This is a genomic window from Cellulomonas sp. GbtcB1, from assembly GCF_019091725.1.
Classification (GTDB): Bacteria; Actinomycetota; Actinomycetes; order Actinomycetales; family Cellulomonadaceae; genus Cellulomonas.
Window position 1 is genome coordinate 1 of sequence record NZ_JAGXJG010000035.1, and the last position, 13,560, is coordinate 13,560.

The window sequence follows — 13,560 nt, forward strand, 5'->3', positions numbered from 1 at the left end:
GGCGCGGCGGGTGCCGCGTCCGAGCGCGCGGCCGCCCGCGCCCGCACCTCGGCCGTGCCCCGGGCGGTCCGCGCGAGCACCCGCACCAGGCTCCGGGCGGTCCGCGGCGCCACCACCCGCACGGGCGGCGCGTCGACCACCCGCTTCTCCCCGGGGGCGAACAGCGCGTCCACCCACAGGTCGTCCGCGACCAGGTCCGGGAACCGGCCGAGCCGCGCGTGACCCGCGGCGGACAGACCGTAGACGCCCGCGCCCCACAGGGCCTCCCGCGGGGCCGCCAGCCGGGCCCGCGCGCGGTGGAAGGCGCGCACCGGGGCGGACGCCCCGGCGACGTCCACCGCCGCCGGCGGGCGGGCGGCGAGCCAGGGTCCCTCGGCCAGGGCGCGCAGCGTCGCGGCGACCGCCGCGGGGGACGCCGTGACGTCCGCGTCGAGGTACACGCGCGGGAAGGCCCGGGCGGCGCGGTCGCCGGCGTCCAGGGCGCGGGGCTTGGACCCCTCGGCCAGCTCGAGCACCCGCACCCCGGGGAACCGCCGCGCCACGTCCGCGGTGCCGTCGGTGCAGCCGTTGCACACCACGACCACGTCGACCCCGGTCGCCCGGGCCCACGGCGCGAGCCCGGCGAGGGTGCGGCCGATGACCGCCGCCTCGTCGTGCGCGGGGACGACCACGGTGCCGGTGACGCGCGCGGGCGCGGCGCTCCTGGTCGCGGGACCGGGACCGGTGGCTGCCCGGCCGCCGTCCGCCTGGGCCAGCCCGGTCGGCCGCCCGCTCGGCAGCGCCCGCCGCGCCGCCGGGACCAGCAGCGCGCGCACCGCCGACCGGTGCCCCGGGTCCCAGGTGCGCGCGAGCGACGTCACCGCCGTCACGGCGAGGGTCGCCCCGGCCACGGGCGCGGCCCGGTGCTTGCGGGCGTACCGGACCCGGTTCACCTGGAGCAGCGCGGTCAGCTCCGGGCCGCGCCCGGAGCCGCCGGCGGCGTGCCGGACCCGCGCGGCAGGCTCGAACCACACCTCCCAGCCGGCCTCGCGCACGCGGCGGCAGTAGTCGGTCTCCTCGGAGTACAGGAAGAACCGCTCGTCCCACGGGCCGACCGACCGGGCGGTCTCGGCGCGCACCAGCACCGCGGCGCCGGTGCCCCAGTCGACCGGGTGCGCCCAGGCGTAGGCGGTGGGGTCGCGCACCGTCTCGGACAGCCACCCGGGCCGGTCGCCGAGGAACCGCCCCAGCACGGCGTCGCCGAGCGACCGGGTCACCGAGGGCTCCCGGCGCAGCGACGGCTGGACCGCGCCGGACCGGTCGAGCAGCATCGGCAGCACCACGCCCGCCCGCGGCCGGTGCAGGCGTGCCAGCAGGGCGGGCACGGCACCGGGCTCGAGCACCAGGTCCGCGTTGAGCACGAGCACCGCCGGGACGTCGCCGAGCGCCGCCGCCCCGACGTTGATGCCGCCCGCGTAGCCGACGTTGCCGTGCCCCGTCAGCGTGCGGACGTCGGCGTGCGCGCGGGCGCGCCGCACCGTCCCGTCGGACGACCCGTTGTCGACGACCACCACCCGCATCCGGGTGCCCGCCGCCTCGAGGCGCAGGCTGGCGAGCAGGCGGTCGAGGTGCGCCTCGTTGTCGTACGTCACCACGACCACCCCGAGCTCCGCGCGCGCGCCGGCCGCCGCGAAGGCCGGCCCGGTCGTCGCGCGGCGCTCCGCCTGGGCCGTCACGGCCGCCCCGCCGGCTCGGGCGCCCCGGGCACCAGCACGAAGCTCCGCCGCGCCAGGACGTCGTACGCGGGCGGCCCGTCGACCAGGTACCGCCGCGCGAGCCGGCGGGGCTCGTGCGCGAGGCGCCACGCCCACTCCCAGCCGTGGTCCCGGACGGCCTCCGGGGCTCTCTGCGCCGCGCCCGCGAGGAAGTCGACCACCGCGCCGAACGCGAGCAGCACGGCCGCGCCGGTGAGCGGCCCGTACCGCGCGATCCACCGCTCCTGCCGCGGCTTGCCGAGCCCCACCACCACGACGTCGGCGCCCGAGTGCCGCACGAGGGCGGCCCAGGCGCGGCAGGCCGCGGCGTCGTCCAGGTCGCGGCGCGGCGGCGACCACAGGCCCGCGACGGCGAGCTCGGGCCGGTCCGCCGCGAGCCGCGCCGCCAGCGCGTGGAGCACGTCCGGCCAGCCGCCGAGGAACCCCACCCGCAGGCCGACGGCGGCCGCGCGGTCGAGCACCGGCGCGATCAGGTCGCTGCCGGCGAGCCGCGGCCAGGCGTGCCCGGTGAGGTGCTCGGCGCGCCGGACCAGCGGCGCCCCGTCCAGGAGGTTGAGCCAGCGGACGGGCGGCAGCCCGTCGAGGGGGTCGGGGACCGGCGGTCCCGCCGGGTACGGGTCGCCGGCGTCGGGGTGCGCCCAGGCGAACGGGACCAGCGACGACGGCCCGTGGTAGCCGAAGTGGTGGATGTGGTCGAGGTTCGCGCTCATCACCCCCAGCGGCCAGCCCGCGCCGCGGGACGCGTGCCCCACCACGGTGTCGACCGCGCCGGCCGTCTCGAGCAGGTCGACCGGCGTGCCGCCCAGCAGGACGCGGGGCCAGGGGAGCGAGGTGCGGGAGGATGCGGCGCGGTGCGCCCCGGTGCTCGACATCGCTGTCACGTCCTTCGGTCGCGCCCGACGCGCGCCCGGTCCCGCGTCCCGGGCCGTCCCCGTGCTGCGACCCGGGGGCCGGGCGGCAGGGCGGACGACGGCGCCGGGGACCCGTGGCCTGAGTCCGCGGTAGGGACATATAGGACAATTCGGACAGGGCGACCCTAGGGCGCGCTCCCCGGGCGGGACAAGACTCCACGCCCCCCGGGGGTGGGCGAAAAGGTGGCGGTGGGTGTCGGTGGGGGTGGCTACCCTGTCGGAGCCGATCGCGGACGGACCCCCCGCCGCCCCGTGGTCGCGGACCTCGTCGCCCGCCGACCCCAGGAGAACACGTGCTCGCCCGTCTGCTGATGCGCTACCTGCGCCCCTACCGCTGGCTGCTGCTCGGCGTGCTGGTCTTCCAGCTCTGCTCGGCGCTCGCCATGCTCTACCTGCCCAACCTGAACGCCCGCATCATCGACGAGGGCGTGGCCCAGGGCGACACCGCGTTCATCTGGCGCGCGGGCGGCTACATGCTCGTGGTGTCCCTCGGCCAGATCGTCGCGGCGATCGTCGCCACCTACTTCGCCGCGCGCGCCGCGATGCAGGTCGGGCGGGACCTGCGCGACGACGTGTACGGGCGGGTGAGCGGCTACTCGGAGCGGGAGATCTCCCGGTTCGGGGCGGGCTCGCTCATCACGCGCAACACCAACGACGTCCAGCAGGTCCAGATGCTCGCGATGATGGGCTCGACGATGCTGGTCAGCGCCCCGATGCTCGCGATCGGCGGCATCATCATGGCGCTGCGGCAGGACGTCGGCCTGTCCTGGCTGATCGCGGTCTCGGTGCCGGTGCTGCTGCTCGTCGCGGGCATCATCATCAGCCGGATGGTGCCGCTGTTCCGGTCGTTCCAGACCAAGCTCGACGCGGTCAACCGGATCATGCGCGAGCAGCTGACCGGCGTGCGCGTCGTGCGGGCGTTCGTCCGGGAGGACATCGAGGGCGAGCGGTTCCGGGGCGCGAACACCGACATCATGGTCGTCGGCCGCAAGATCGGCTCGCTGTTCGTGGTGCTGTTCCCGCTCGCGATGCTCGTGCTCAACGTGACCGTGGTCGGCGTGATCTGGTTCGGCGGCATCGAGGTCGACAACGGCAACGTGCAGGTCGGCACGCTGTTCGCGTTCATGCAGTACATCGGCCAGATCCTCATGGGCGTCCTCATGGCCACCTTCATGACGGTGATGATCCCGCGCGCCGCCGTGTCGGCCGAGCGGATCACCGAGGTGCTGACCAGCGAGTCCACGCTCGCCGAGCCGGCCGAGCCGGTGCGCGGCACGCCGCGGCCGGGCGAGGTCGCGTTCGACGACGTGACGTTCGCGTACCCAGAGGCCGAGCACCCGGTGCTGTCGGGCGTCTCGTTCACGGCCCGCCAGGGCCAGACGGTCGCCGTGATCGGGTCGACCGGTGCGGGCAAGACCACGCTCGTCTCGCTGATCCCGCGGCTGTTCGACACGACCGGCGGCGCGGTGCGCGTCGGCGGCGTCGACGTCCGGGACCGCGACGTCGAGGAGCTGTGGGCCGGCATCGGCCTGGTCCCGCAGCGGCCGTTCCTGTTCGCCGGGACCGTGGCGTCCAACCTGCGCCTCGGCCAGGAGGACGCCACCGACGCCGACCTGTGGCGCGCGCTCGAGATCGCGCAGGCGAGCGACTTCGTGTCCCAGATGGAGGGCGGGCTCGAGGCCCGGATCGCCCAGGGCGGCACCAACGTGTCCGGCGGGCAGCGCCAGCGGCTCGCGATCGCGCGCGCCCTGGTGCGCCGGCCGGAGGTGCTGCTCTTCGACGACTCGTTCTCGGCGCTCGACCTCGCGACCGACGCCCGGCTGCGGCAGGCGCTCTGGCGCGAGCTGCCCGACGTCACCAAGATCGTCGTCGCCCAGCGGGTGTCGACGGTGACCGGCGCGGACCAGATCCTCGTCCTCGAGGACGGCCGCGTGGCCGGCCTCGGCACGCACGACGAGCTGCTCGCGACCAACCAGACCTACCGCGAGATCGCGGAGTCCCAGCTCGCGGTGGAGGCCGGCGCATGAGCGACCAGAAGACGCGCACCAAGCCGGCGGAGCCGGAGCTGACGGAGGACGAGAAGCTCGAGATCGAGCTCGGGGAGCAGGCACGCCTGGCCTCGGACTCGTGGGACTCGGTCGCGCCCGGCAAGGCGGACAACTTCGGGCAGTCGTTCGGCCGGATGCTCGGCCTGCTGCGCCCCTACAAGTGGGCCCTCGTGGCCGTCACGATCATGGGCACGGCCGGCGTCGTGCTCACGGTGCTCGCCCCGCGGGTGCTCGGCCGCGCCACCGACGCGGTGTTCACCGGGTTCATGGGCCGGCAGCTGCCCGAGGGCCTCACCCAGGAGCAGGCCGTCGAGGGCCTCCGTGCCGCGGGCCAGGAGCGGGTCGCGGACATGGTCGCCGCGGCGGAGAACCTGGTGCCCGGCTCGGGGGTCGACTTCGACCTGCTCGGCCGGCTGCTGGTCACGGTCCTCGCGCTGTACGTGGCGGGCGCGCTGCTCATGTGGCTCCAGGGCTACATCATCAACGTGATCATGGTCCGGGCTATGTGGCGGCTGCGCGAGCAGGTCGAGACCAAGATCAACCGGCTGCCGCTCGCCTACTTCGACAAGGTGCAGCGCGGCGAGCTGATCTCCCGCGTGACCAACGACATCGACAACATCACGCAGACGATGCAGCAGTCGCTGTCCTCGGCGCTGACCTCGATCCTCACCGTCGTCGGCGTGCTGGTCATGATGTTCACGATCTCGTGGCAGCTCGCCCTGGTGGCGCTGGTCTCCATCCCGCTGATGGGCGTGATCTTCGGGATCATCGGCCCGAAGTCGCAGAAGGCGTTCGGCACCCAGTGGCGCAAGGTCGGGCGGCTGAACGCGCGCGTCGAGGAGTCCTTCTCCGGCCACGCCCTGGTCAAGGTCTTCGGCCGCCGGCAGGACTTCGCGGACCGGTTCAAGGCGGAGAACGAGGAGCTGTACCAGGCCTCGTTCAAGGCGCAGTTCCTGTCCGGGATCATCTGGCCGGGCATGTCGTTCGTCAGCAACCTCACCTACGTCGGCATCGCGGTGCTCGGGGGGCTCATGGTGGCGAACGGCACGATGCTGCTCGGCAGCGTGCAGGCGTTCATCCAGTACACGCAGATGTTCACCCAGCCGCTGTCCGAGCTCGGCGGGATGGCGGCGGTCGTGCAGTCCGGCACCGCGTCCGCCGAGCGGGTGTTCCAGCTGCTCGACGAGGACGAGCAGAGCGAGGACGACCCGCAGGCACCCGCCCCGGCGGAGGGTGACGGCACCATCGAGTTCGAGCACGTCGCGTTCTCGTACGACCCCGAGCACCCGCTGATCTCCGACCTGTCGTTCACCGTCCGCCCCGGGCAGACGGTCGCGATCGTCGGCCCGACGGGCGCCGGGAAGACCACGCTGGTCAACCTGCTCATGCGGTTCTACGAGCTCGACGGCGGCCGGATCCTGGTCAACGGCCAGGACATCGCGACGCTCTCCCGGCACGACGCCCGGGCGCGCACCGGCATGGTGCTCCAGGACCCGTGGCTGTTCGCGGGCACGATCCGGGAGAACATCCGGTACGGCCGGCAGTCGGCGACCGACGAGGAGATCCTCGCGGCCGCGCAGGCCACCTACGTCGACCGGTTCGTGCACTCGCTGCCGCACGGGTACGACACCGTGCTGGAGGAGGACGCGGCCAACCTGTCGGCGGGGGAGAAGCAGCTGATCACCATCGCCCGGGCGTTCGTCGCGCGGCCGTCGGTGCTCATCCTCGACGAGGCCACGTCGTCGGTCGACACCCGGACCGAGAAGCTGCTGCAGCAGGCGATGGCCTCGCTGCGGCAGGGGCGGACGTCGTTCGTCATCGCGCACCGGCTGTCGACCATCCGGGACGCCGACCTCATCCTCGTCATGGAGCACGGCGCGATCGTCGAGAAGGGCACGCACGACGAGCTCATCGCGGCCGGCGGGGCGTACCACCGGCTGTACCAGTCGCAGTTCGCCGGCGCGGTCGTCGGGGCGGACGAGTGACCGGTCCGGCACAGGGCGGTCCCTCCGGCGGGGTCGGGGCGGCGGTAGCGCCGTCCCGGCCCGCCGGGGCGCGCGGCCCGCTCGCCGCCGTCCCGACCGGCGTGCTGGCCGCCGTGACCCTCGTGGCGGCGTTCGCCGTCGCCCAGGGCACCGGGGTCCGGGCGCTCGGCGGGGCCGTGCTCGTGCTCGGCGTGGCGTGGTGCGCGTGGCGGTCGTGGGCGGCGGGAGCCGCGCGGGTGCTGGCCGTGGTGCTGCTCGGTGCGGCGTGCTTCGTCGCGTCGCACGTCCTCGCCGGGGCGCTGGGAGCGTGGCCCTCGGTGCTGCTCGCCGCGGCGGTGCTCGGCGCGGGGGCGTGGCTGCTGGTGGACCGACGGGGCTGACGGCGCGCTGACCAGCACGGGGACCCCTCGGGACGGGTACTAGTACCAACGTCCGATCGCGCGGCAGACCCGCGGCGCGGGAGAACTGACTCGTCGGATCCACGACCCACCCGAGGAGTCCCCATGAAGCGCACCCTGGTGTTCACCGCCGCCGCCGCGCTGGCGATCGTGCCGGCCGTCGTCGGCCTCACCGCCAACCCCAGCCTGAGCCGCGAGGTGCCGGTCTCGGTGCCCAGCCAGGCACCGACCGCCGACGACCGCGGCGGGGCCACCGACCGCGACCTGCGCACGGAGGCCGGCGACGACCGGCGCGCGAACGGCACCGGCGCCGCCACGTCGCCGTCCGACGACACGACGCCCTCCGGCTCCTCCTCGCCCTCGGCCGTGCCGGACGACCACGGCGGCCGCGTCGACCGCGACGACCGCGTCGAGCCCGGTGACGACCGCCGCGTGAACGGGACGGGCACCGTCGCGCCGGCCGCGCCCGCGGTAACTTCCGCCCCGGCGGCGCCCGCCGCGCCCGTCGACGACTCCGGCCACCACTCGTCGGGCTCGGGCTCCGACGACTCCGGCCACCACTCGTCGGGCTCGGGCTCCGACGACTCCGGCCACCACTCGTCAGGTTCCGGCTCCGACGACTCCGGCCGGCACGGGGGCGACGACGACGGCGGCCGGCACGGCGGCCACGGCAGCGACGACTGACCCGTGCCCGCAGCACCTAGGGTGGCGCCTGTGCAGACGCCCGCGCCCGCCGCCGAGGACGGGCGAGTCGTCCTCAGCCGCGGCGCGCCGCCCGCCTCCTCGGTCGCCCCCGTCCGCACCTGGCGGGTGTTCCTCCAGGTCGGCGCGGCGGCCGCGGTCGTGCTCGTGCTGGTCGCGGTGCTCGGGCTGAGCGCGAGCCGCCGGATCGCCGAGCAGGAGTCCGTCAACGACGCCGCGCGCAGCACCGACCTCCTGGCCGACGCCGTCGTGCAGCCCGCGCTGACCGACGGCGTCGCCGCCGGTGACCCGGAGGCCCTCGCGGCACTGGACACGGTCGTCCGGGACCGGGTGCTCGGCGACGCCGTCGTCCGGGTGAAGCTCTGGGACGCCGAAGGACGGATCGTGTACTCGGACGAGCCCCGGCTGATCGGCGACACGTTCGGACTGGGCGACGACGAGCGCGCGGTGCTCGCCGACCCGTCGACGCAGGCCGAGGTCAGCGACCTCGACGAGCCCGAGAACCGGTTCGAGCGGGACCAGGGCCGGCTGCTCGAGGTCTACCGCCCGGTCTGGACGCCGGACGGGACGGTCCTGCTGTTCGAGACCTACAGCCGGTACGACGTCGTCACCGAGCGCGCCGCCGCCGTGTGGCGGGGCTTCGCCGGCATCACGGTCACCAGCCTGCTCCTGCTCCTGGTGCTGCTGCTACCGGTCCTGTGGACGCTGCTCGACCGGCTGCGCCGCGGGCAGGACCAGCGGGAGCGGCTGCTGCGCAGCGCCGTCGACGCGTCCGACGCGGAGCGCCGCCGGATCGCCGCGACGCTGCACGATGGCGTGGTCCAGGAGCTGGCGGCCTCGTCGTTCGCCCTCGCCGGCGCCGCCGAGCGCGCCGAGCGGGCCGGCGCCCCGGACGTCGCGGCGGACGTGCGCGCCGCGAGCGGCACCGTGCGGACGTCCATCCGCGGGCTGCGGTCGCTGCTCGTCGACATCTACCCGCCGAGCCTGCGGACCGCCGGGCTGGGCGCCGCGCTCGCCGACCTCGCCGGCGGTCTCGCCGCCCGCGGCGTGCGGGTGACCGTCGACGCGCCCGAGGACGCGCTGGCGGGGATCGGCGTCGACGCCCAGCAGCTCGTCTACCGGGTGGCGCAGGAGACGGTGCGCAACGCCGTCGCCCACGCGGGCGCGGACGAGGTGCGGGTGGGCCTGGCGCGGTCGGGTGGCCTGCTGGTGCTGGAGGTCGCCGACGACGGCGCCGGGTTCGACGCCGCCGCCACGCTCGCGAGCCCGCCCGAGGGCCACCTCGGGCTGCGGGTGCTCGGCGACCTGGCGGCGGCCGCCGGTGCGGAGCTGTCGGTCGACTCGGCGCCCGGCGTGGGCACGCGCTGGCGGCTCGCCGTCGACCCCGACGTGGAGGTGCGATGACCGAGGACATCACGGTGCTGCTGGCGGACGACCACCACCTGGTGCGGTCCGGGCTGGCCGGGCTGGTCGACGCGGCGGACGGGATGCGCGTCGTGGGCCAGGCCGCCGACGGCGCCGCGGCGGTCGCGCTGGCGGCCGAGCTGGCGCCCGACGTGATCCTCATGGACCTGTCGATGCCCGGGACCGACGGCGTCGAGGCGACCTGCCAGGTCCTGGCGGCGCGGCCGGCGACCCGCGTCGTCGTGCTGACGTCGTTCTCCGACCACGACCGCGTGTCGGCGGCGGTCGGTGCGGGCGCGGTCGGCTACCTGCTCAAGGACTGCGAGCCGGAGGAGCTGGTCGCGGCCGTCCGGTCCGCCGCCCGGGGGTACGCCCCGCTCGACCCGCGCGTGGCCGGCGCGCTGCTGCCCTCCGCCGCCACGCCCCGGCCTGCGGACCGGCTCAGCGCGCGGGAGCGCGACGTGCTGCGGCTGCTCGCGCGCGGGTTGGCGAACAAGCAGATCGGGCGCGAGCTCGGCATCGCGGAGCGCACGGTCAAGGTGCACGTCGGGCACGTGTTCCGGCTGCTCGGCGTGGCGGACCGGACCAGCGCGGCGCTCTGGGCGCGGGAGCACCTGCCGGAGGCGTGACCGGCCGGCGGCTCACCTACGCGTTCCGGCCCGGCCGTCGACGATCGGGTGCGGCCGGGCCGGATCCCGTAGGTGACGTCGCCGGGGGCGCCCAGCGGCGCCCGTCGGCGAAATGCGCTTCGGGCGTGTGGGTGGGCCGCCCTAGGGTCGACGGACGATGCTCGGAACCACCACCCCCCCGCCCCCGGTCGACGCCACCGCCGACCGGGCCTCGCGCGCGCCGCTCGACCCCGCCCGCCGCCTCGACTGGCGCCGCCTGCGGGGTCCGGTCGCCGGCTTCGCGCTCGTCGCGCTGACCATCGCCTCGGTCGGCGCCGCGCTCGGCACCGTCGTCGCCGGCGAGCTCGCCGAGCACCCGACGGCCGCGGGGCTCTGGTTGCTCGCCGCGTGCCTCGTCGGTGCCGCGCTCGTGGACACGGTCGGGCAGGTCGCATGGGCGGGCGTCGTCGACCGCGCCGAGGGCCGGCTCCGCGGCGACCTGCTGAGCGCGGCGCTGCACCAGCCGCTCGGCACGCTCTCGGAGCAGGCGGTCGGCGAGGTGCTCGACCGGGTCGACGACGACACGCACGCGGTGGGCACGCTGGTGCGCCGGCAGGTCTGGGGGCTGGGCCGCACCGTCGTCGGCTGCGTGCCGCTCTGGATCGTCGGCGGCCTCACCTGGTGGCCGGCGTGGGTGCTGTTCCCGCTGCTCGGCGGGCTCACCGTGCTGGTCGTGCGGCCGTCGCTGGGCGAGATCGCACGCCGCAAGGTGGTCGAGGAGCGCGCCTGGACCGACAACGCCGCCGCGTTCGAGGAGGCGGTCGCCGCCCGCGACGACCTGCGCACCAGCCGCGGGCAGGCGTTCGCCGTCCGGCGCCTCGCCGAGGCGTCCGCGGTCGTGCACCGGATGCTGGACCGCGTCCTGGCCGTCGAGACCCGGATGACCGCCAAGGCCGGGACGCTGCTGCACGCGCTGCTCGCCGGCGTCGTCGTGGCCGGCGTCGTGCTCGCGGGCGCGGGCGACCTCTCCGTCGCGCAGCTCGTCACGCTGTTCCTGGTCACCGCGTCGTTCGTCGGGCAGTTCGACCAGCTCGCCCGGCACCTGCCCGACGTGCAGGAGGGGATCGGCGCGATCGTCCGCATCCGCGAGCTGCTCGACACCGAGCCCGAGCCGGCCGGAGGCCGCGCCGTGCCCGAGGGGCCGCTCGACCTCGAGCTGCGCGACCTGCACTTCTCGTACGCGGAGGGCACGTTCGCGCTGCGCGGCGTCGACCTGCGCGTGCCCGCGGGGCAGACCGTCGCGCTCGTCGGCCGCACCGGATCGGGCAAGTCGACGCTGGCGTCGCTGCTGTCCCGGGCGGTGGAGCCGGAGCCCGGCTCGGTGCTGCTCGGCGGCGTCGACGTGCGCGACCTCGACCTGCAGGCGCTCCGCGGCGCGGTCGGCGTGGTCACCCAGCGCACGGAGATCCTGGCCGGGACGCTCGCGGAGAACATCGCGCTGTTCGCCGACGTGCCGCGCGCCGACGTCGAGGGCGCCGTGCGCGAGCTCCGGCTCGCCGAGTGGGTCGCCGGGCTGCCCGACGGGCTCGACACGCTCCTCGGGCCCGGCGGGACCTCGCTGTCCGCGGGGGAGGAGCAGCTGGTCGCGTTCGCCCGGCTGCTGGTGCGGGACGTGCAGGTGGTCGTGCTGGACGAGGCGACCGCCCGGATGGACCCGCTCACCGAGGCGCGCGTCGTCGCGGCGTCGGAGCGGCTGCTCGGCGGGCGGACCGGCGTGCTCGTGGCGCACCGGCTCGGGACCGTCGAACGCGCGGACCAGGTGGTCGTGCTCGACCACGGACGCGTCGTGCAGCAGGGCGACCGTGCGACCCTGACCGAGGTCGACGGGCCGTTCCGGGCGCTGCTCGAGGCGAGCCGGGTCGAGGGGCACGCGGACACGATCGACGTCGCCGCGACCGCCCCGGCCGCGGACGCCGACGAGCGCGCGGCCGAGGTCGGCGCCCGCCGGCGTACCGGGCCGCCGCCTGCGCTGCGCGACCCGGGGACCGGCCCCAGCCTCGCCCGCGGGATCGCGCACGCCCTGGTGGTCAAGCCCCGGTGGGGCCTGCTCGGCGGTCTGCTGTTCCTGCTGTCGAGCCTGTTCGCCGCCCAGGGCGCGGTGACCGGCTACCTGTGGGGCCACACCGTCGAGGGCCTGCGCGCGGGGGAGCCGACCACCGGCCTCGTCGTGGCGCTGGCCGTGACCCTCCTGCTCGTCGCCCCGTGCAGCTCGCTCGCGTTCCGGCTGTACCCGAAGTGGTGGATCGAGCTGCTGCTCCGGGTGCGGATGTCGGTGCTCGTCGGGCAGACCCGGCAGCACCGGCTGCGCCGGACCCCGCCGGGCGAGGTCGTGGCCCGCGCGCTCGACGCGGACCGGTTCGTGCTCTACGCGGACCGCTGGGTCGACCTGGTCAACGGTCTCGTCCTGGTGGCGGTCACGGCGGTGCTGAGCTGGTCGCTGCTCGCGGGCGCCGTGCTGCTCGCGGTCCTCGTCGTGAGCGCGGTCTGCGCCCTCGCGGGTCGCGGCGTCGCGGGGCGCTCGGCCACCCGGTCGGCCGCGGCCCGCGCCGGCTTCGGGCGGTCGCTGGTCTCCGCGCTGGACGCCGCGCGGACGGTCAAGCTGGCCGCCCGCACGCCCGAGGTGCACGCGCACCTGCGCCGGGTCGACGCCGGCCGGGTCGAGGCCGCCGTGTTCGAGCACCGGGTCCAGGCGGTCCTCGACGGCGTGCCGATCATCATGGTGCAGGTCGGCGCGGTCGTGGCCTGGGGCGCGCTGCTCGCCGGGGTCTGGGACCTCGCGAGCACGCTGCTGGTCGCGGGCGCCGTGGCCGGGTTCAACTGGTTCGGCGTCGTCGCGGGCGCGGTGGTCACCGAGGCGCCCGGCACCCGGGCCTGGCAGCAGGCGACCGCGTCGTTCGCGGGCGGTGCCGACCTGGTGGCCGAGGCGCCCGGGGTCGACCTGTCGACCGGCGCTGCGGCGCGGCCCGGTCCGGACGCGCGGGACCGGCTCGACGACCTGGAGCTCCGCGGCGTCGGCGCGGTGCACGACGACGGCACGATCGGCGTCGCCGACGTGGACCTCACGGTCGCGCGCGGCGAGCTCGTGCTGCTGCTCGGGCGCGTCGGCGCGGGCAAGTCCAGCCTGCTGTCGGCGCTCGCCGGGCTGATGGCGCACACCGGCCGGATCCGGTGGAACGGCACCGACGTCGAGGACGCCGAGGCCTTCCTCCGACCGGGCCGCGTCGCGCACGTCGCCCAGGTGCCGCGCGTGCTGTCCGGGACGTTCGCCGACAACGTGCGCCTCGACCACGACCGCGCCGTCGACGGACCGCTGGCCGCGGCGCGGATGGCGACCGACGTCGCCGAGGCGGGCGGGCCCGACGCGCTCGTGGGGCACCGCGGCGTGCGGCTGTCGGGCGGTCAGGTGCAGCGGCTCGCCCTCGCCCGGGCGCTCGCCACCGACGCGGAGCTGCTGCTCGCCGACGACGTGTCCAGCGCGCTCGACGCGAGCACCGAGACCGAGCTGTGGTCCGCCCTGCGGGAGCGCGGCACGACGGTGGTGGGTGCGACGTCGAAGCGCGCCGCGCTGGCGCGGGCCGACCGGGTCGTGGTGCTGGAGGAGGGCGCCGTGGTGGCGGTGGGGCCGTGGCGCGACCTCGCCGCGCGGTGGGGTCACCTGGCGGGGTGACCGGCGTGGGTCACGCGCCGAGG

General features: G+C 76.2%; 9 protein-coding genes. 7 read left to right on the top strand and 2 right to left on the bottom strand.

Annotation, left to right across the window (positions count from 1 at the left end; genetic code table 11):
* Window positions 1-1,715 (bottom strand): glycosyltransferase (locus tag KVT14_RS13040; RefSeq protein ID WP_217616055.1); only part of this gene is annotated, 1,715 nt, incomplete at its 3' end.
* Window positions 1,712-2,626 carry a WecB/TagA/CpsF family glycosyltransferase gene (locus tag KVT14_RS13045; RefSeq protein ID WP_217616056.1) on the bottom strand — a complete coding sequence of 305 codons (915 nt, stop codon included), beginning with the start codon at window positions 2,624-2,626 and terminating at the stop codon, window positions 1,712-1,714. The genes KVT14_RS13045 and KVT14_RS13040, both read right to left, overlap by 4 nt.
* Before the next feature lie 332 nt (window positions 2,627-2,958).
* On the opposite strand from KVT14_RS13045, the gene KVT14_RS13050 reads away from it, so the two are divergent.
* From KVT14_RS13050 to KVT14_RS13080, 7 genes are all read left to right on the top strand, one after another.
* The gene (locus tag KVT14_RS13050; RefSeq protein WP_217616057.1) at window positions 2,959-4,692 is read left to right on the top strand and encodes an ABC transporter ATP-binding protein; all 1,734 of its coding nucleotides are present in this window, start codon (window positions 2,959-2,961) and stop codon (window positions 4,690-4,692) included.
* Entirely contained in the window at window positions 4,689-6,698 is a 2,010-nt protein-coding gene (locus KVT14_RS13055; RefSeq protein ID WP_217616058.1) for an ABC transporter ATP-binding protein, read from the top strand. The genes KVT14_RS13050 and KVT14_RS13055 overlap by 4 nt, the downstream gene beginning before the upstream one ends.
* Window positions 6,695-7,078 carry a hypothetical protein gene (locus tag KVT14_RS13060; RefSeq protein WP_254630882.1) on the top strand — a complete coding sequence of 128 codons (384 nt, stop codon included), beginning with the start codon at window positions 6,695-6,697 and terminating at the stop codon, window positions 7,076-7,078. Before KVT14_RS13055 ends, KVT14_RS13060 begins: the two co-directional genes overlap by 4 nt.
* 123 nt (window positions 7,079-7,201) lie before the next feature.
* Window positions 7,202-7,780, top strand: a complete 579-nt coding sequence (locus tag KVT14_RS13065) for a hypothetical protein (RefSeq protein WP_217616059.1) — start codon at window positions 7,202-7,204, stop codon at window positions 7,778-7,780.
* Window positions 7,781-7,810: 30 nt separating this feature from the next.
* Window positions 7,811-9,202 (top strand): histidine kinase, encoded by a 1,392-nt coding sequence (locus tag KVT14_RS23480; RefSeq protein WP_217616060.1) that lies wholly within the window; start codon window positions 7,811-7,813, stop codon window positions 9,200-9,202.
* Window positions 9,199-9,831 carry a response regulator transcription factor gene (locus KVT14_RS13075; protein WP_217616061.1) on the top strand — a complete coding sequence of 211 codons (633 nt, stop codon included), beginning with the start codon at window positions 9,199-9,201 and terminating at the stop codon, window positions 9,829-9,831. Before KVT14_RS23480 ends, KVT14_RS13075 begins: the two co-directional genes overlap by 4 nt.
* A 157-nt stretch (window positions 9,832-9,988) precedes the next feature.
* Entirely contained in the window at window positions 9,989-13,537 is a 3,549-nt protein-coding gene (locus tag KVT14_RS13080; RefSeq protein ID WP_217616062.1) for an ABC transporter ATP-binding protein, read from the top strand.
* Window positions 13,538-13,560 lie beyond the last annotated feature (23 nt).